Origin of the sequence: Streptomyces sp. CB01201 (genome assembly GCF_002803085.1) — a bacterium.
Classification (GTDB): Bacteria; Actinomycetota; Actinomycetes; order Streptomycetales; family Streptomycetaceae; genus Streptomyces; species Streptomyces hundungensis.
Map to the genome: position 1 here is coordinate 352,668 of NZ_NNBJ01000003.1, position 18,374 is coordinate 371,041.

14 protein-coding genes are annotated in these 18,374 nt (G+C 70.7%); 1 reads left to right on the plus strand and 13 read right to left on the minus strand.

The features are described 5' to 3' along the window. The first annotated feature begins 521 nt into the window (after nt 1-521). Nucleotides 522-3,695, plus strand: coding sequence for an isoleucine--tRNA ligase (gene ileS / locus CG740_RS09575; protein WP_100574580.1), 3,174 nt, complete (start codon nt 522-524; stop codon nt 3,693-3,695). A gap of 416 nt (nt 3,696-4,111) precedes the next feature. Here ileS and CG740_RS09580 read toward each other — a convergent pair whose 3' ends face one another. The 13 genes from CG740_RS09580 to CG740_RS09640 form a co-directional block, all read right to left on the minus strand. After that, the gene (locus CG740_RS09580) at nt 4,112-5,287 is read right to left on the minus strand and encodes a DivIVA domain-containing protein (RefSeq protein WP_100574581.1); all 1,176 of its coding nucleotides are present in this window, start codon (nt 5,285-5,287) and stop codon (nt 4,112-4,114) included. A gap of 49 nt (nt 5,288-5,336) precedes the next feature. After that, on the minus strand, nt 5,337-5,621 hold the full coding sequence (locus tag CG740_RS09585) for a YggT family protein (protein ID WP_053727781.1): 285 nt from the start codon (nt 5,619-5,621) through the stop codon (nt 5,337-5,339). A 72-nt stretch (nt 5,622-5,693) separates the two neighbouring features. Beyond that, the gene (locus CG740_RS09590; RefSeq protein WP_100574582.1) at nt 5,694-6,311 is read right to left on the minus strand and encodes a cell division protein SepF; all 618 of its coding nucleotides are present in this window, start codon (nt 6,309-6,311) and stop codon (nt 5,694-5,696) included. Between the two features lie 140 nt (nt 6,312-6,451). Then, nucleotides 6,452-7,171 carry a YggS family pyridoxal phosphate-dependent enzyme gene (locus tag CG740_RS09595; protein ID WP_100574583.1) on the minus strand — a complete coding sequence of 240 codons (720 nt, stop codon included), beginning with the start codon at nt 7,169-7,171 and terminating at the stop codon, nt 6,452-6,454. Between the two features lie 6 nt (nt 7,172-7,177). Then, nucleotides 7,178-7,885: a peptidoglycan editing factor PgeF gene (pgeF, locus tag CG740_RS09600; RefSeq protein WP_100574584.1), complete on the minus strand. Its 708-nt coding sequence runs from the start codon at nt 7,883-7,885 to the stop codon at nt 7,178-7,180. A gap of 49 nt (nt 7,886-7,934) precedes the next feature. Beyond that, on the minus strand, nt 7,935-9,146 hold the full coding sequence (ftsZ, locus tag CG740_RS09605) for a cell division protein FtsZ (protein ID WP_100574585.1): 1,212 nt from the start codon (nt 9,144-9,146) through the stop codon (nt 7,935-7,937). Nucleotides 9,147-9,423: 277 nt separating this feature from the next. Continuing rightward, complete coding sequence (locus tag CG740_RS09610; RefSeq protein WP_100574586.1) at nt 9,424-10,230, minus strand: cell division protein FtsQ/DivIB; 807 nt, start codon at nt 10,228-10,230, stop codon at nt 9,424-9,426. A 23-nt stretch (nt 10,231-10,253) separates the two neighbouring features. After that, a complete protein-coding gene (gene murG, locus CG740_RS09615) occupies nt 10,254-11,339 on the minus strand; it encodes an undecaprenyldiphospho-muramoylpentapeptide beta-N-acetylglucosaminyltransferase (protein WP_100574587.1) in 1,086 nt (361 codons plus the stop codon). A gap of 6 nt (nt 11,340-11,345) precedes the next feature. Beyond that, complete coding sequence (ftsW, locus tag CG740_RS09620; protein WP_100574588.1) at nt 11,346-12,728, minus strand: putative lipid II flippase FtsW; 1,383 nt, start codon at nt 12,726-12,728, stop codon at nt 11,346-11,348. 59 nt (nt 12,729-12,787) lie between these two features. Beyond that, the gene (murD, locus tag CG740_RS09625) at nt 12,788-14,227 is read right to left on the minus strand and encodes a UDP-N-acetylmuramoyl-L-alanine--D-glutamate ligase (RefSeq protein ID WP_100574589.1); all 1,440 of its coding nucleotides are present in this window, start codon (nt 14,225-14,227) and stop codon (nt 12,788-12,790) included. Beyond that, the gene (mraY, locus tag CG740_RS09630) at nt 14,209-15,279 is read right to left on the minus strand and encodes a phospho-N-acetylmuramoyl-pentapeptide-transferase (protein ID WP_100574590.1); all 1,071 of its coding nucleotides are present in this window, start codon (nt 15,277-15,279) and stop codon (nt 14,209-14,211) included. The genes murD and mraY overlap by 19 nt, the downstream gene beginning before the upstream one ends. Beyond that, a complete protein-coding gene (locus tag CG740_RS09635) occupies nt 15,276-16,697 on the minus strand; it encodes a UDP-N-acetylmuramoyl-tripeptide--D-alanyl-D-alanine ligase (RefSeq protein ID WP_100574591.1) in 1,422 nt (473 codons plus the stop codon). Before CG740_RS09635 ends, mraY begins: the two co-directional genes overlap by 4 nt. A gap of 4 nt (nt 16,698-16,701) precedes the next feature. Beyond that, nucleotides 16,702-18,369, minus strand: coding sequence for a UDP-N-acetylmuramoyl-L-alanyl-D-glutamate--2,6-diaminopimelate ligase (locus CG740_RS09640; protein WP_100574592.1), 1,668 nt, complete (start codon nt 18,367-18,369; stop codon nt 16,702-16,704). Nucleotides 18,370-18,374: the final 5 nt, after the last annotated feature.

Below are 18,374 nucleotides of genomic sequence, written 5' to 3' on the forward strand. Positions count from 1 at the left end.
TGGGACGATAAATCGACCCCAGGCCCGCGGCAACGGGGCACGCCGCCGATTCGCCCCGCCCCGGCCCGGCGGCACGGCGAACCTGCATCGGTTGTGCCCAGCTCCCGCCCCGGTGAATCCGCCGGACGGGCGGCGCCGGAGCCCGCCGGGGTCGGTGTGGCCATTCGGGTCACGGAAACGCCCTCGTGCGGGGCCGCCGCAAACCGGTCGGCCGCGCTTCCCCGGGCCCCGTACACTGGCCGCAGCGAGAGGCGTGGACGGGACGAGTAGCGGCGTACGCGGCCAAGAGCGATCCGGGGACGGTGTGAGCCCGGAGGCGAGCGCGCGGTGAAGATCACCCCCGAGCCGCCGGAAGAAAGACCCCGGGTTCCCGGGGTCCGGTAGAACCGGCTTCGCGACCCCAATGAGGGGGCGGTGTTCCGCACACCGCCAAGGAGGGTGGTACCGCGGGAAGCGCCCCACGAGGGCCGCCTCTCGTCCCTCCGACGGAACCGCACGACGATCCGCCGGAGGATGACCGGATGTCGCAGTACCGCCAGGTGCCCGCCCAGGTAGACCTGCCCGCCCTTGAGCACGCCGTGCTCGACTTCTGGGAGCAGTCCAAGGTCTTCGCCAAGAGCCTCGAACAGTCCGAGGGCCGCCCGGAGTGGGTCTTCTACGAGGGCCCGCCCACCGCCAACGGCATGCCGGGCGCCCACCACATCGAGGCCCGCGTCTTCAAGGACGTCTTCCCCCGCTTCCGCACGATGCAGGGCTACCACGTGGCCCGCAAGGCCGGCTGGGACTGCCACGGCCTGCCCGTCGAGCTCGCGGTCGAGAAGGAGCTGGGCTTCAACGGCAAGAAGGACATCGAGGCGTACGGCATCGCCGAGTTCAACGCCAAGTGCCGCGAGTCCGTGACCCGGCACACCGACGCCTTCGCAGACCTCACGACCCGCATGGGCTACTGGGTCGACCTGGACGACGCCTACCGCACCATGGACCCGCAGTACGTCGAGTCCGTGTGGTGGTCCCTGAAGGAGATCTTCAACAAGGGCCTGCTCACCCAGGACCACCGTGTCGCCCCCTGGTGCCCGCGCTGCGGCACCGGCCTCTCGGACCACGAGCTGGCGCAGGGCTACGAGACGGTCGTCGACCCCTCGGTCTTCGTCCGCTTCCCGCTCACCGGCGGCCCGCTCGCGGGCGAGGCGGCCCTCCTGGTGTGGACGACGACCCCCTGGACCCTGGTGTCCAACACGGCGGTCGCGGCCCACCCCGAGGTCACCTACGTCGTGGCGACGAACGGCGAGGAGAAGCTCGTCGTCGCCGAGCCGCTCCTGGAGAAGGCCCTCGGCGAGGGCTGGGAGGCCACCGGCCAGTCGTTCACCGGCGCCGAGATGGAGCGCTGGACCTACCAGCGCCCGTTCGAGCTGGTGGAGTTCCCGAGCGCAGGCGAGGGAACCGAGGGACACAGCCCCGAGTCCGCGCACTACGTGGTGAACGCCGAGTACGTCACGACCGAGGACGGTACGGGTCTGGTCCACCAGGCCCCCGCCTTCGGCGCCGACGACCTCCTGGTCTGCAAGGCGTACGGGCTTCCGGTCGTGAACCCGGTCCGCCCCGACGGCACCTTCGAGGAGGACGTCCCGCTGGTCGGCGGCGTCTTCTTCAAGAAGGCCGACGAAAAGCTCACCGAGGACCTCAAGGAGCGCGGCCTCCTCTTCCGCCACGTCCCCTACGAGCACAGCTACCCGCACTGCTGGCGCTGCCACACCGCGCTGCTCTACTACGCGCAGCCGTCCTGGTACATCCGCACCACCGCCGTCAAGGACGCGATGCTGCGGGAGAACGAGAAGACCAACTGGTTCCCGGAGTCGGTCAAGGAGGGCCGGTTCGGCGACTGGCTGAAGAACAACATCGACTGGGCGCTGTCCCGCAACCGCTACTGGGGCACCCCGCTGCCCATCTGGCGCTGCGAGGAGGGCCATCTGACCTGCGTGGGCTCGCGCGCCGAGCTGACCGAGCTGACCGGCACCGACCAGTCGGCCCTCGACCCGCACCGGCCGTTCATCGACGAGGTGACCTTCACCTGCACCGCCGAGGGCTGCTCGCTCGAAGCGGTGCGCGTGCCCGAGGTCATCGACGCCTGGTACGACTCGGGCTCGATGCCGTTCGCGCAGTACGGCTACCCGCACCAGAACAAGGAGCTGTTCGAGAGCCGCTACCCGGCGCAGTTCATCTCCGAGGCCATCGACCAGACCCGCGGCTGGTTCTACACGCTGATGGCGGTAGGCACCCTGGTCTTCGACAAGTCCAGTTACGAGAACGTGGTCTGCCTCGGCCACATCCTCGCCGAGGACGGCCGCAAGATGTCCAAGCACCTGGGCAACACCCTGGACCCGATCCCGCTGATGGACCAGCACGGCGCCGACGCGGTGCGCTGGTTCATGGCGGCCGGCGGCTCACCGTGGGCGGCCCGCCGGGTCGGCCACGGCACCATCCAGGAAGTGGTGCGCAAGACCCTGCTCACCTACTGGAACACGGTCGCCTTCCAGGCCCTGTACGCGCGTACGTCCGACTGGGCGCCGAGCGCGGCGGACCCGGCCCCGGCCGACCGCACGGTCCTGGACCGCTGGCTGCTCAGCGAGCTCAACTCCCTTGTGGGACAGGTGACTTCGGCCCTGGAGTCGTACGACACCCAGCGGGCCGGCAAGGCGCTGTCCTCCTTCGTGGACGACCTCTCCAACTGGTACGTGCGCCGCTCGCGCCGCCGCTTCTGGCAGGGCGACAAGGCGGCCCTGCGCACCCTGCACGACGTGGTCGAGACGATCACGCGCCTGATGGCCCCGCTGACGCCGTTCATCGCCGAGCGGGTCTGGCAGGACATGGTCGTGCCGGTGACCCCGGACGCCCCGGAGTCGGTGCACCTCTCCACCTGGCCGACGGCGGACGCCTCCGCGATCGACCCGGCGCTCTCGCAGCAGATGGCGTTGGTACGCCGTCTGGTGGAGCTGGGCCGGGCGACCCGGGCGGAGTCGGGCGTCAAGACTCGTCAGCCGCTGTCCCGGGCGCTGGTCGCGGTGGCGGGCTTCGAGGCCCTCTCTCCCGAGCTGCACGCGCAGATCACGGAGGAGCTGAACGTGTCGTCGCTCGCCTCGCTCTCCGAGGTGGGCGGCTCGCTGGTCGACACCACCGCGAAGGCGAACTTCCGGGCGCTCGGCAAGCGGTTCGGCAAGGGCGTCCAGGACGTGGCCAAGGCCGTGGCCGCGGCGGACGCGGCGGCCCTTTCGGCCTCGCTGCGGGACACCGGCGCGGCGGCGGTGGAGGTGAACGGCGAGCAGGTCTCGCTGGCTCCCGACGAGGTCATCATCACCGAGACCCCGCGCGAGGGCTGGTCGGTGGCCTCCGACTCCGGTGCGACGGTCGCCCTCGACCTGGAGATCACTCCGGAGCTGCGGCTCGCGGGCCTGGCCCGGGACGCGATCCGGCTGATCCAGGAGGCGCGCAAGAACAGCGGGCTCGATGTGGCGGACCGGATCGCGGTGCGCTGGGAGTCCGCCGACCCGGAGGTCTCCTCGGCCCTGTCGGCCCACGCGGCCCTGATCGCGGACGAGGTCCTGGCCACGGATTACGCCCCCGGCGCGGCGGACGCCTCCTACGGCTCGCCCTTCACGGACGAGCCCCTGTCCCTGACGTTCCGCCTCCGCAAGGTGTAGCCCCGGCCGACGGTTGCGACGGCCCGCCCCCACGACCGTGGGGGCGGGCCGTTGCTTTACCCCACCCCGCCCCTTCCCGAGACCCTCCGGGGGAATAGTGCGTCGACTGCGGACCGTACGTGGCTGGTCGCGCAGTTCCCCGCGCCCCTAAAGGCCTTGGCGCGGGCCCGCGTCGGGCATTTCAGCCCGTCCGGCGTTTGAGGACGAGCGCCGTTCAGGCGCGAACGGGGGTCTGGGGGCGGAGCCCCCAGGGGCACTTCACCCCCGGAGGGTCTCGGGAAGGGGCGGGGTGGGGGATTCCGCCCGCCGCAGGCGACCCGCGCGCCGGGTACGGCGAAGGGCCGGCACCGGGGGAACCCGGTACCGGCCCTTGCAGCCTGCCGACGGCTACGCGCGGGGCACGCGCGTAGAGCCCGTCAGTTGTCGTCCTCGTCGATCAGGAACCCGCGCATCGGCGAAGGCGCCTGCTGCATGGGCGAGGGCCCCTGCGGCCGCACCGGCGCCATCGGCTGGGTCATGGCCGGCGACATCTGCTGCTGGCCGCCGTAGGACGGCGCGCTCGGCATGGACGGCTGCCCGCCCATGGACGGCTGGCCACCCATCGGGTGCCCCATCGCACCGGCACCGGCCGAGGCCATGGAACCGCTCATCTGGGGAGCCGGCGGCAGCGACGCGGTCGCCGGGGTGCGCGGCGGCGCGAGCGAGTCGTCGGCCTGGGTCTCCAGCTGGCGCAGCTGGGACTCCAGGTAGGACTTCAGACGCGTACGGTACTCGCGCTCGAAGCCCCGCAGGTCCTCGACCTTGCGCTCAAGGGTGGCGCGGGCGGACTCCAGGGAGCCCATCGCGACACGGTGCTTTTCCTGCGCGTCCCGCTCCAGGGCGTCCGCCTTGGCACGGGCGTCGCGCTCCAGGCCCTCGGCGCGGGACCTGGCCTCGCCGACGATCTTGTTGGCCTCGGAACGGGCCTCCGCGATCGCCTGGTCGGCGGTCTGCTGCGCGAGGGAGAGCACACGGGCGGCGCTGTCGCCACCGGGCGCCTGGGCCGGCTGCCCCATCTGCGGACCGTGGCCGCCCATGGGGCCGCCCATCTGCTGGCCCATGGGGCCCTGGCCGAGCTGGTTCTGGCCCATGGGGCCCTGACCCAGCTGGTTCTGGGGGTGGTTCTGCTGGCCCATCGGACCCTGGCCCATGGGGCCCTGGCCCATCGGACCCTGGCCGTGCTGGCCCTGCGGGCCGTGGCCGCCGGGTCCCGCGGGCAGCTGCGGCGCGCCGCTGGGCAGCTGGGGCGGGCCCATCTGCGGCTGCTGCTGCTGGACCTGCGGCGGACCGGATATGGCGGCGGGCACGGGCGCGCCCGGGCCTCGGCCGTCCTGCGGCTCCTGCTTGCGCATGCCCTGCTGCTGCTGGTTCTGCGCGGCGGCACGGGTCGCGGCGGCCAGCTTGGCGCGCAGATCCTCGTTCTCGCGCAGCAGTCGCGTCAGCTCCGACTCGACCTCGTCGAGGAAGGCATCGACCTCGTCCTCGTCATAGCCTTCTCGGAGGCGGACGGTCGTGAACTGCTTGTTCCGCACGTCCTCGGGAGTCAGCGGCATCTCTTCTTCACCTCTACGTAGTCGTCGGCAGTCGGCAGGACCGAATCGTTCACAACCTGACCACGATGCTGATCAGGATGTAGACGATGATCATCAGAACGAAGAAGGACAGGTCGAGTGCCACGCCCCCGAGACGCAGCGGCGGAATGAACCGCCGCAGAAGCTTGAGCGGTGGATCGGTGACAGTGTAGGTGGCCTCAAGAATGACCACCATCGCCTTGCCGGGTTGCCATGAACGGGCGAACTGGAAGACGTAGTCCATGACGAGCCGGAAGATCAGCACGATGAGGAAGCACATCAGCGCGATGTAGACCACCTGTAGTGCGACGCCCATCTCGCGCTTCCCTCTCCCCTTGCATCAAAGCTCCGGCCTGTTGTCGGCCGGTTCGTTCCCGGTGTCGTGTTCTCAGCTCTGGTTGAAGAATCCGCCCTCTGCGATGCGGGCCTTGTCCTCCGCCGTGACATCGACGTTAGCAGGAGACAGCAGGAACACCTTCTGCGTCACCCGTTCAATGCTGCCGTGCAGGCCGAAGACCAGACCGGCGGCAAAGTCGACAAGTCGCTTCGCGTCGGTGTCGTCCATCTCGGTGAGATTCATGATCACCGGAGTGCCCTCGCGGAAGTGTTCCCCGATGGTACGGGCCTCGTTGTAGGTCCGCGGGTGCAGCGTGGTGATGCGGTACGGCTCCCGCTCGGACACAACCTTGGGCATGATCACCGGTGCGTTCTTCTCCAGGCTCGGACGTTCAGGTGTGATGGACGCCACGGGTGCAATTCGTGCTGGACGTCCGCTTTCTACCGATAGCTGAACCGGTTCTCTCGGCGCTGGAGGCTGAGTTACTCGTACCGGTTCGTCCCGTTCGTCCTGGAGCGAGGACTGGTGCGGGGGCTGGTGCCGCCGACGGTCGCGCTCCGGTTCGGGCTCGGGTTCGAAATCGTCGTCGGGGTCGAATCCCCGGCCGTCGTACCCATCGTCCTCCACGAGGCCGAGGTAGACCGCCATCTTGCGCATCGCGCCGGCCATGCTCAGATTCCTCCGCTCTGTGGTGGATCGCTCCGGTCGCCAACTGGCAGCGTCACCAAGGGCCCACGATCCACGCGGTCTGCCCACCGAAGAGTGGGAATGACCATATTTTCTGCTGTGGTCCGACTTGCTTCGCGACGTTACCCGAGCCGGGGTCGGTCTCCGAGCACCGCCGTTCCGACGCGTACATGTGTCGCTCCGGCCGCGACGGCCTCTTCGAGGTCCGCACTCATCCCTGCTGACACCATGTTCGCAGCCGGATGGTCCGCGCGCAGGCGGGATGAGAATTCCAGCAGCCGCTCGAAAGCCGCCCGTTGCCGGCCGGCGAATTCACCGGCCAGCGGTGCCACGGTCATCAGACCGTCGAGCCGCAGCCCCGGCGCCCCGGCGACCAGGTCCGCCAACTCCCCGATCCCGTCCGGGGCGACGCCTCCGCGTTCGCCCCGCTCGCCGGACTCCGCGTCGAGGGCGACCTGGATCAGACAGCCCAGTTCACGCTCGGCCCGGACGGCAGCGGTGGAGAGCGAGGCGATGAGCCGGGCCCGGTCGACCGACTGCACGGTGTCGGCGTAACCGGCCACCGAGCGCACCTTGTTCGTCTGGAGCTGGCCCACGAAGTGCCAGGTCAGATCGAGGTCGGCGCAGGCGGCGGCCTTGGGGGCGGCGTCCTGGTCGCGGTTCTCCGCGACCTCGCGCACGCCCAGTTCGTGCAGCAGCCGCACATCGCTCGCGGGATAGGTCTTGGTGACCACGATGAGGGTCACATCCGCCCGCGCGCGCCCGGCCGCGGCACACGCGGAGGCGATTCGCTCCTCCACCCGGGCCAGGTTCTTGGCGAGTTCGGTCTTGCGATCCGTCATGAGTCGTCAGTCCAGCCAGACATATCCGGCGAGCCGCCCAGTGGTGCGGTCGCGGCGGTACGAGAAGTGGTCGAGCGATTCGAGCGTGCAGACCGGCGAGGCCTCGATGTCGGTGACGCCGAGGGCGGCGAGTTGTGCGCGCACCCCCGCGGTCACGTCCACGGCGGGCGTTCCCCAACTGGTCTCGGACCAGGCGGCGGGCTCGGCCGCGGCGACCTCGGCCCGCATGGCCTCGGGCACTTCGTAGCAGCGGCCGCAGACGGCGGGTCCGGTGCGGGCGACGATCCGGGCCGGGTCCGCGCCGAGCGAGACCATCGCCCCGACCGCGGCGGGCACCACGCCCGCCACCATTCCGGGCCGGCCCGCATGGGCCGCGCCCGCGACCCCCGCCACCGGGTCGGCGAGCAGCACCGGGGTGCAGTCGGCGGTGAGGACGGCGAGTGCGGTTCCCCGGCGGTCCGTCACCACCGCGTCCACCGCGGCCGGGTCGCCCGGCGCGAACGGGCCGTCGACGACGGCCACATCGCGCCCGTGCACCTGGTTCATCCAGACCACCCGGGCCGGGTCGAGCCCGAGCTTCCCGGCGGCGAGCTCGCGGTTGGCCCGTACCGAGGCGGGGTCGTCGCCGACCGCACCGCCGAGGTTGAGCTCCTCGTACGGAACGGCGCTCACCCCACCCCACCGGTCGGTGAAGGCGAAGTGCGCGCCGCTCACATTGCCCTGCTCTCGTATCACTTCAAGAGACCGCTTCGAAACGCTTCGCTCACTTGAGGAAGTCCGGCACGTCCAGCTCCTCGGCCTGGCTGTCCGGGTAGGGACGGGCCGTCGGAACGTGCGGCGGAGCCGCGGGGGCCTCGTTGACCGGGGCGGGCTCGACCGGAGCCGGCGCCGGGGCCGGGGTCTCCTCGCGGCTGCCGACGGTGCCGAGTCCGCCGAGCGGGCGGGACGCCTCGGACGGGCGCGAAGGGGCGGGCTCCTCGCGCTTGTTGGAGGCGCTGCCGAGCACGGTGTCCCGGCGGGCCGGCGGCTGGCCGCCGTCGAAGCCGGCCGCGATGACGGTGACGCGCACCTCGTCGCCGAGGGCGTCGTCGATGACCGCGCCGAAGATGATGTTCGCCTCGGGGTGGGCGGCCTCGCTGACCAGCTGGGCGGCCTCGTTGATCTCGAACAGGCCGAGGTCCGAGCCGCCGGAGATGGAGAGCAGCACACCGCGGGCGCCGTCGATGGACGCCTCAAGGAGCGGCGAGGAGATCGCCATCTCGGCGGCGGCCACCGCGCGGTCGTCGCCGCGGGCCGAGCCGATGCCCATGAGGGCCGAACCGGCTTCCGACATGACCGACTTGACGTCGGCGAAGTCGAGGTTGATGAGACCCGGCGTGGTGATCAGGTCCGTGATGCCCTGGACACCGCTGAGCAGCACCTGGTCCGCGGACTTGAACGCGTCCAGGACGCTGACCTGGCGGTCGGAGATGGACAGCAGCCGGTCGTTGGGGATGACGATGAGGGTGTCGACCTCTTCGCGGAGTTCGGCGATGCCGTCCTCCGCCTGGTTGGCGCGGCGCCGGCCCTCGAAGGTGAACGGGCGGGTGACCACGCCGATCGTCAGGGCGCCGAGCGAACGCGCGATGTTGGCCACGACGGGGGCGCCACCGGTGCCGGTGCCGCCACCTTCGCCTGCGGTGACGAAGACCATGTCGGCCCCCTTGAGGACCTCCTCGATCTCCTCACGGTGGTCTTCTGCCGCCTTGCGTCCGACTGCCGGGTTGGCTCCGGCCCCGAGGCCGCGGGTGAGTTCACGGCCGACGTCGAGCTTGACGTCGGCGTCGCTCATCAACAGTGCTTGTGCGTCAGTGTTGATCGCGATGAACTCGACGCCCTTGAGACCGACCTCGATCATTCGGTTGATGGCATTGACACCACCGCCGCCGACACCGATGACCTTGATGACTGCGAGGTAGTTCTGCGGTGCTGCCACGTCGAAGGCCTCTCGCCTCGAGTTACGGGTCGTCACTTCGCGGTTGCCGCAAGGTGACGACGAATGCCGATTGGGACGGTCCGTATCGCCGACCCGAACCCTAACGTTGAAGTTTAGGGTTACCAGTGTGTCTGTTCGCTGGACTCTTCCGAACAGGACACTAAGTCGACAAGTGGCGCGCGTTCAACGAACACGCCGAACCTCCCGTTTTTCTTTTCACCCTATGTGATCACCCGTGTCGCTGACCAACCAGGGTGCTGGCCAGCGCAGATGTCCGTCAACTACCCGATACCGCAGGGGCGGTGGGGGCACTCACATCGAAGCGGACCGACTTCGGCCGCGCTTTCATCAGTGCACCGAGGGTACGTCCCTTCAGCTCACCCTCCTCGTCGCTTCCCCATCGAACGCTGCGGCCGCCGGTCAGCTCAAGGGTGACGGAGTCGTACGAGGAAATCTTGACCGACCGCGTCTCCTTGGCCACGGCGGACGGGAGTTCGCCCGTGATGCGCACCGCTTCGAGGACCAGCCGGTCGGCGCCGAAGCGGCGCAGACTCGGGGACTGGGAGACCGTCAATTCCAGCTGGGGGATGCCCTTCTGAGGCTGTGCGACCGTGGCGAAACGCACACCCTTCGCGTCCACTTCGTCGAACTTCGCACCGTTCTTCATGACCAGGACCGGCTTGCGTTCGGTCACTTTCAGACCGATCCCGTGCGGCCATGAACGAACCACTTCGACCGAGTCGATGCGCGGCAGCTTCTGTCGCAATCGCTCGCCGATCGCGTCCGTGTCGACGGAAATCAAGGGTGATCCGATCGGCACCGCGGCGACCGCCTCGACCTCACCGGTCGTCAGAACCCGTGTCCCCGTGGTCTTCACATGCTCCACGCGCAGCCAGGTCGAGCCGTACAACAGCCAGATGACGCCCGATCCGAGCAGTACGGCGGCGACGGCGAGCACGAGGAGGCCGCGCCTGCGGGGCAGCCGGAAGCGGCGCCCGCGGGCGGGACGGGGGCCGGGCCGGCCGGACTTCGCGGACTTGTCGGTCCCTTTGCCACCGCGCTGGGCGGTCGCCTGTCCGGCCACGGTCCCTGCCTTCCGTCAGTTGATCAGCGTCCTGCGATGGCCTCGTACACCATCTGTACGAGGAGTTGGTCGGCATCGCGCCGGCCGAACTCGGCGGCGGAGCGCGACATCTCGTACAGCCGGTGCGGGTCGGCCAGTACCGGGAGGACGTTGCCCTGCACCCATTCCGGGGTGAGTTCGGCGTCGTCGACGAGGAGGCCGCCGCCGGCCTTGACCACCGGCTGGGCGTTCAGCCGCTGTTCGCCGTTGCCGATCGGCAGCGGTACGTAGGCGGCGGGCAGCCCGACGGCGGAGAGTTCGGCGACGGTCATGGCGCCCGCGCGGCAGAGCATCATGTCGGCCGCGGCGTACGCCAGATCCATCCGGTCCACGTACGGTACCGGGACGTACGGCGGCATCCCGGGCATGTTGTCGACACGCGGCAATTCGTTCTTCGGACCGACCGCGTGCAGGATCTGGATGCCGGAGCGCTGGAGCACCGGGGCGACCTGCTGGATCACCTCGTTGAGGCGGCGGGCGCCCTGCGAGCCGCCGGAGACGAGCAGCGTCGGCAGGCCCGGGTCGAGCCCGAACGCGGCGCGTGCCTCGGGGCGGACCCGGGCCCGGTCGAGGGTCGCGATCGAGTAGCGCAGCGGGATGCCGATGTAGCGGGAGTTGCGCAGCTTGCTGTCCGGGGTGGCGACGGCCACGCCGGCCGCGTACCGCGAACCGATCTTGTTGGCCAGGCCCGGCCGGGCGTTGGCCTCGTGGACCACGATCGGCACCCCGAGCCGCTTGGCGGCCAGGTAGCCGGGCAGCGCCACATAGCCGCCGAAGCCGACGACGCAGTCGGCCTTGGTGCGCTCCAGGATCTGCTCGGCGGCCTTGATGGTGCCGCGCAGCCGCCCGGGGACGGTGATCAGTTCGGGGGTGGGCCTGCGGGGCAGCGGGACGGCCGGGATGAGCGCGAGCTCATAGCCGCGCTCGGGCACGAGCCGGGTCTCCAGACCCTTCTCCGTGCCCAGTGCCGTGATCCCCACGGTGGGGTCCTGCCTGCGCAGGGCGTCCGCGAGGGCGAGCGCGGGCTCGATGTGGCCGGCGGTCCCCCCACCGGCGAGTACGACATGCACCGAAATTCACCGCTCTCCGGACGGACGCTTCTTGACGCGCCGTCTCATCGACTTCCAACTCACCCGAGGCTGCCGCATGGCAAGGGCCGCCCGCGCAGCGGGGTCGTCCCGCGCGAACGCGATCAGGAGCCCCACGGCGAACATGGTCGGCAGCAGCGCGGACCCTCCGTAGGAGAACAGCGGGAGCGGGACACCGGCGATCGGCAGCAGGCCGAGCACCGCACCGATGTTGATCACGGCCTGCGCCACGATCCAGGTGGTCACACCTCCCGCGGCGTACCTCACGAAGGGGTCCTCCGTGCGTCCGGCCACGCGGATACCCGCATAGCCTAGAGCCGCGAAGAGGGCGACGACCGACAGCGTCCCCGCCAGACCCAGTTCCTCGCCGGTCACGGCGAAGATGAAGTCCGTGTGGGGCTCGGGGAGTTGACCCCATTTCTCCACACTCGCACCCAGGCCGGATCCGAACCAGCCGCCCGAGGCCAGCGCGTAGATTCCGTGCACGGCCTGCCAGCACTGGTCCTGCGGGCCGGGGTCGGTGGCGCCGATGCAGTTGAGCCGGCCCATCCGGTGCGGGCTGATCTTGATGAAGAGCGCGGCGAGCGTGCCCGCGACGGCGAGCACCCCCGCGAACAGCCGGGTCGGGGCGCCGGCCAGCCAGAGCAGGCCGAACAGGATGGCGGTCAGGATGATCGTCGTGCCCATGTCGCCGCCGAGCATGATGAGCCCGAGCAGCACGAAGGCGACCGGCACGAGCGGCACCAGCATGTGCTTCCACTCGCTCAGGAGCCGCTTGTCCTGCTTGCGCGCGAGCAGGTCGGCGCCCCACAGGAGCAGCGCCAGCTTGGCGAACTCGCTGGGCTGGAGCTGGAAGGGGCCGCCGAGGTAGATCCAGTTCTGGTTGCCGTTGACGGATTTCCCTATCCCGGGGACCTGCACCAGGATCAGCAGGAAGACCGTGCCGGCCAGTATCGGGTAGGCGAGCGCCCGGTGGAGCTTGGCCGGCATCCGGGCGGCGGCGATCATCAGGCCGCCGCCGATGAGGGCCGCGAGGAACTGCTTGCGGAAGAAGTACGAGCCCGGCAGCGACAGTTCGAGCGCCTTGATCATCGAGGCGGAGTAGACCATCACGAGGCCGAGCACGGTGATGAGCAGGGCACTGCCGAGGATCAGGTAGTACGCCGTCAGCGGCCTGTCCCAGGCCCTCCTGGCCTGCTCCAGCAGGCGTCTGGGGCCGCCCGGGCCGGGCCGCCGGGGCGATCCGGTGCCGCCACCGCGGACGGCCGGGCCGCGCACGGGTCCCGCGGTGCGGCTGCGCAGGAGGAGACCGGCGAGTGCGGGCACCCCGCGCGGGCCGTCCCCGGAGCCGCCAAGAACATCGGCCGCCATGTGTGCTGTCCCCTCCAGTCGTGCCCGGCGCCGGCCGGTCCGTGGAACGGGTGGTCCGGCTAGGCGCGCCCTGCGGCGAGTTCGCGGACCGCTTCCGCGAAGGCCTCGCCGCGCTTGTTGTAGTTCGCGAACATGTCCATCGAGGCGCAGGCCGGGGCCAACAGGACGGTGTCCCCCGGCCGGGCGAGCCCCGCCGCCTCGCGGACCGCCGCCGACATCGCCCCAGTGTCGGTCCGGTCGACGTCCACCACCGGGACCTCGGGGGCGTGTCGCGCCAGGGCTTCGGCGATGAGGTGGCGCTCGGCGCCGATCAGGACGACCCCGCGCAGCCGCTTGGCCGAGCGCTGGACCAGCTCGTCGAAGGAGGCGCCCTTGGCCAGTCCCCCGGCGATCCAGACGATCGGGTCGTACGCCGCCAAGGAGGCCTCGGTGGCATGGGTGTTGGTGGCCTTGGAGTCGTCCACGTAGGCGACCTCGGCGACGTCCGCCACGTGCTCGATGCGGTGCGCGTCGGGCCGGAAGGCGCGCAGTCCGTCGCGTACCGCCTTGGGCTCGACGCCGAAGGCGCGGGCGAGGGCGGCGGCGGCGAGGGCGTTGGCGATGTTGTGCGGGGCCGGCGGGTCGACGTCGGCGACCTCGGCGAGCTCCTGGGCGTTCTTCTGCCGGTTCTGCACGAAGGCCCGGTCGACGAGGATGCCGTCGACCACGCCGAGCTGGGAGGGGCCCGGGGTGGCGAGGGTGAAGCCGATCGCCCGGCAGCCCTCCTCCACGTCGGCCTCGCGCACCAGGTCCTCGGTGGCCTTGTCCTGCGCGTTGTAGACGCAGGCGATGTGGTTGCCCTCGTAGACGCGGCCCTTGTCGGCGGCGTACGCCTCCATGGTGCCGTGCCAGTCGAGGTGGTCCGGCGCCAGGTTGAGCACGGCCGCCGAGTGGGCGCGCAGCGAGGGCGCCCAGTGCAGCTGGTAGCTGGAGAGCTCGACGGCCAGGACGTCGTACTCCGTCTCGCCGAGGACGACGTCGAGCAGCGAGACGCCGATGTTGCCGACGGCGGCGGTGCGCAGGCCCGCCGCCTCCAGGATCGAGGCGAGCATCCGGGTGGTGGTGGTCTTGCCGTTGGTGCCGGTGATCGCGAGCCAGGGGGCCGGCTTGCGGCCGTCCAGCTCGCGCAGCCGCCAGGCCAGCTCGACGTCTCCCCACACCGGTACGCCCGCCTCGGCGGCGGCCGCGAACAGCGGCTTGTCGGGCCGCCAGCCGGGCGTGGTGACGATGAGTTCGGTGCCCTCCGGCAGGGTGGCGCCGTCGCCGAGGCGCACGGTGATGCCCTGCGCCTCCAGCTCCGCGGCCTGGGCGCGCGAGCGCTCGTCGGCGCCCTCGCTGACGGCCGTGACGACGGCGCCGAGTCCGTTCAGGACCCGGGCCACCGGCATGCCGGAGACGCCGAGACCGGCCACCGTCACGCGCTTGCCCTGCCAGGTGGTGCTCACTTGTCGGCTGCCCATCCCGCGTAGAAGAGTCCGAGTCCCACGATCACGCACATGCCCTGGATGATCCAGAACCGGACCACCACAAGGACTTCGGACCACCCCTTGAGTTCGAAGTGGTGCTGGAGTGGCGCCATCCGGAAGACCCGCTTGCCGGTCATCTTGAACGAGCCGACCTGGATGACCACGGACATCGTGATCAGCACGAACAGGCCGCCGAGCAGGGCGATCAGGAACTCCGTGCGGGAGCAGATCGCCAGGCCGGCCAGCGCGCCGCCGAGGGCGAGCGAGCCGGTGTCGCCCATGAAGATCTTGGCGGGCGACGTGTTCCACCACAGGAAGCCGAAGCAGGAGCCCATCAGGGCCGAGGCGACGACCGCGAGGTCGAGCGGATCGCGCACCTCGAAGCAGGCGTTGGGGTTGGTCAGGGTCTGCGCGTTGGCGCAGGACTCCTGGAACTGCCACAGGCCGATGAAGGTGTACGCGCCGAAGACCATCACCGAGGCGCCGGTGGCCAGGCCGTCCAGACCGTCCGTCAGGTTCACGCCGTTCGACATGGCGAGGATCATGAACAGCGCCCAGACCACGAAGATGACCGGCCCGACGGACCAGCCGAAGTCGTTGATGAACGACAGCTTGGTGGAGGCGGGGGTGTTGCCCCGGGCGTCGGCGAACTGGAGGGCGAGCACCGCGAAGGCGATGCCGACGATCAGCTGACCGGCCATCTTCGCCTTGGCGCGCAGGCCCAGCGAACGCTGCTTGACGATCTTGATGTAGTCGTCGAGGAAGCCGACCATGCCCATGCCGGCCGTCAGGAAGAGCACCAGCAGGCCCGAGAACGTCGGGTCCTCGCTGGTGATCACCTTGGTCAGCGCGTACGCGATCAGCGTGGCCAGGATGAAGGCGATGCCACCCATGGTGGGTGTGCCCTTCTTCCCGGCGTGGCCGCGCGGGCCGTCGTCACGGATGAACTGGCCGTAGCCCTTGCGGGCGAGCAGCTTGATGAGCAGCGGGGTACCGACCAGGGTCAGGAAGAGACCGATGGCTCCCGCGAAGAGGATCTGCCTCATCGGGCGGCGACCTCACCCTCGGCAGCGCCTTCGAGCAGCGCCAGTGCCACCCGCTCCAGGCCGATCGACCTGGACGCCTTCACCAGCACGACGTCTCCCGGCCGCAGTTCACTGCGTAGCAGGTCGACGGCCGCCTGTGCGTCGGACACGTGCACCGACTCCTCACCCCACGAACCCTCGTTATATGCGCCCAGTTGCAGCCAGGACGCCTCCCGGCCCCCGACTGCCACGAGCTTGCTGACGTTGAGCCGGACGGCGAGCCGTCCGACCGCGTCGTGCTCGGCCAGCGCGTCGTCGCCGAGCTCGGCCATCGGACCGAGCACCGCCCACGTACGTCCCCCCCGTGCCCGTGAGGCCTGGCCCATTGCCACGAGGGCGCGGAGAGCGGCTCGCATGGATTCGGGGTTCGCGTTGTAGGCGTCGTTGACGACGGTCACACCGTCCGGACGCTCGGTGACCTCCATACGCCAGCGGGAGAGGGAGCCCGCCTCGGAGAGCGCGCGGGCGATCTCGTCTGCGGACATGCCCAGCTCATGGGCGACGGCGGCCGCGGCGAGCGCGTTCGACACGTGGTGCTCACCGTACAGGCGCAAGGTCACATCACCGCACCCGGAGGGTGTGTGAAGGCTGAAGGAGGGCTGTCCGGCGGCTGTGAGCCGGACGTTCTCGGCCCGTACGTCCGCGTCCGCGGCTTCTCCGAAGAGCAGCACGGGCGCCTTGGTGCGGGACGCCATGGCCCGTACCAGCGGGTCGTCCGCGTTCAGCACCGCGCAGCCCGACTCCGGCAGCGACTCCACCAACTCGCCCTTCGCCAGGGCGATTTGCTCCTTGCCGCCGAACTCGCCGATGTGCGCGGACCCGACGTTCAGGACGAGGCCGATCGTGGGCGGGGTCAGTCCGGTGAGGTACCGGATGTGGCCGACGCCGCGCGCGCCCATCTCCAGGACCAGGTGTCTGGTCTCCGCGGTCGCGGTGAGCGCGGTCAGCGGCAGGCCGATCTCGTTGTTGAGGGAGCCCGGCGTGAACACCGTCGGCGCGTGGCGCTGGAGCACCTGCGCGATCAGGTCCTTGGTGGACGTCTTGCCGGACGAGCCGGTCAGGGCGACGACTTCGGTGCCGAGCCGGTCCACGACGTCACGGGCGAGCGCCCCGAGGGCGGCCTGCACGTCGTCCACGACGATCGCGGGCACGCCGACCGGGCGGGCCGCCAGGACCGCCACCGCGCCCGCCTCGAAGGCGCGTTGCGCGTAGTCGTGGCCGTCGACGTTCTCGCCGGCGAAGGCCACGAACAGCGAACCGGCCGCCACCTGGCGGGAGTCGATGACGACGGGGCCGCTGACCTGGACGGACGGATCCGGTATGTCGTGCGGCTGCCCGCCGACGATTTCGGCGATCTCGGCGAGGGAGAGGGCGATCACTACTTCATCCCTGACTTTTCTGGATGGCGGCGCGGAGGACCAGGCGGTCGTCGAAGGGACGGACCACTCCGTGGATGTCCTGGCCCTGTTCATGACCCTTGCCCGCGACGAGCACGGTGTCGCCGGGCTCCGCGAGGGCGACGGCCGACGCGATGGCGGCGGCACGGTCCTCGAAGACCTGGACCTGACCGCGCTCGTGGGCCGGCACCTCGGCGGCGCCCGCCAGCATCGCGGCGAGGATCCCGAGCGGGTCCTCGGAACGGGGGTTGTCGGAGGTCAGTACGGCGGTGTCGGCGAGCCGGGCCGCCGCGGCGCCCATCGGGCCCCGCTTGGTCTTGTCGCGGTCGCCGCCGCAGCCGAGCACGATGTGCAGCTTGCCCTCGGTGACCTTGCGCAGCGAGCGCAGGACCGATTCGACGGCGTCCGTCTTGTGGGCGTAGTCGACGACGGCCAGATAGGGCTGGCCGGCGTCCACCCGCTCCAGGCGGCCGGGCACGCCGGGCACGGCGGCCACTCCGTCGGCCGCGGTCTGCGGGTCGATCCCCGCGACGGCGAGCGTGACGATGGCGGCGAGGGTGTTCGCCACGTTGAACGGGCCGGGCAGCGGGGCGGTGGCGGAGATCCGCTCGCCGCCCGGGGCGACCACGGTGAAGGTGCTGCTGTCCTGGCGCACCTGGACGTCCTCGGCCCGCCAGTCGGCCTCGGGGTGGCCCTCGGCCGAGAAGGTGGTGATCTCGATGCCGGCCTCCTTCACGAGGCGGCGGCCGTACTCGTCGTCGAAGTTCACCACGCCGCGCTTGGCGCGCCGCGGGGTGAACAGCTGCGCCTTGGCCTGGAAGTAGTCCTCCATGCCGGAGTGGAACTCCATGTGCTCCGGGCTGAGGTTGTTGAAGACGGCGACGTCGAAGACGCAGCCGTCGACCCGGCCGAGCACCAGGGCGTGGCTGGAGACCTCCATGGCGACCGAGTCGACCCCGCGCTCGCGCATGACCGCGAACAGGGCCTGGAGGTCGGTGGCTTCGGGGGTGGTGCGCTCGGACTTGATGCGCTCGTCGCCGATGCGCATCTCGACCGTACCGATCAGGCCGGTCGCGTGTCCGGCGCCGCGCAGGCCGCCCTCGACGAGGTAGGCGGTCGTGGTCTTGCCGGAGGTCCCGGTGATGCCGAGCTGGAGCAGATCGCGGCCGGGGTGGCCGTAGATCTCGGCGGCGAGCTCGCCCATCCGGCCCCGCGGGTCCCCGGCGACCAGGACCGGCAGGCCGGTCGCGGCGGCCCGCTCGCGGCCCGCCGGGTCGGTGAGGACGGCGACCGCGCCGAGGCTGGCGGCCTGGGCGGCGAAGTCGGCGCCGTGCGTGTTGGCGCCCGGCAGCGCGGCGTACAGGTCTCCGGGGCGCACCGCCCGGGAGTCGTGCGTGATGCCGGTGACCTCTCCCGGTCCTGGGCTGTTCGTCCCCAGTCGCGCGGCCAGTTCGCCGAGCGGGGTCGGACGGGCCTGTTCCGGTCGGGGCGCCCCCGGCTGTTTCGCGGGGGCGTCCTGCTGGGCGGTTCGGTACTGATCAGCGTGTGGCACGGCGGTGAGCGTACCGGGCGCACCGGCCGGGTCGCCAAAAGAGGGGGGCACGTCGTCCTGGGTCCCGTCCTGGTTCCCAGGACCCTGGGTGATGGTTGTCACTGAGG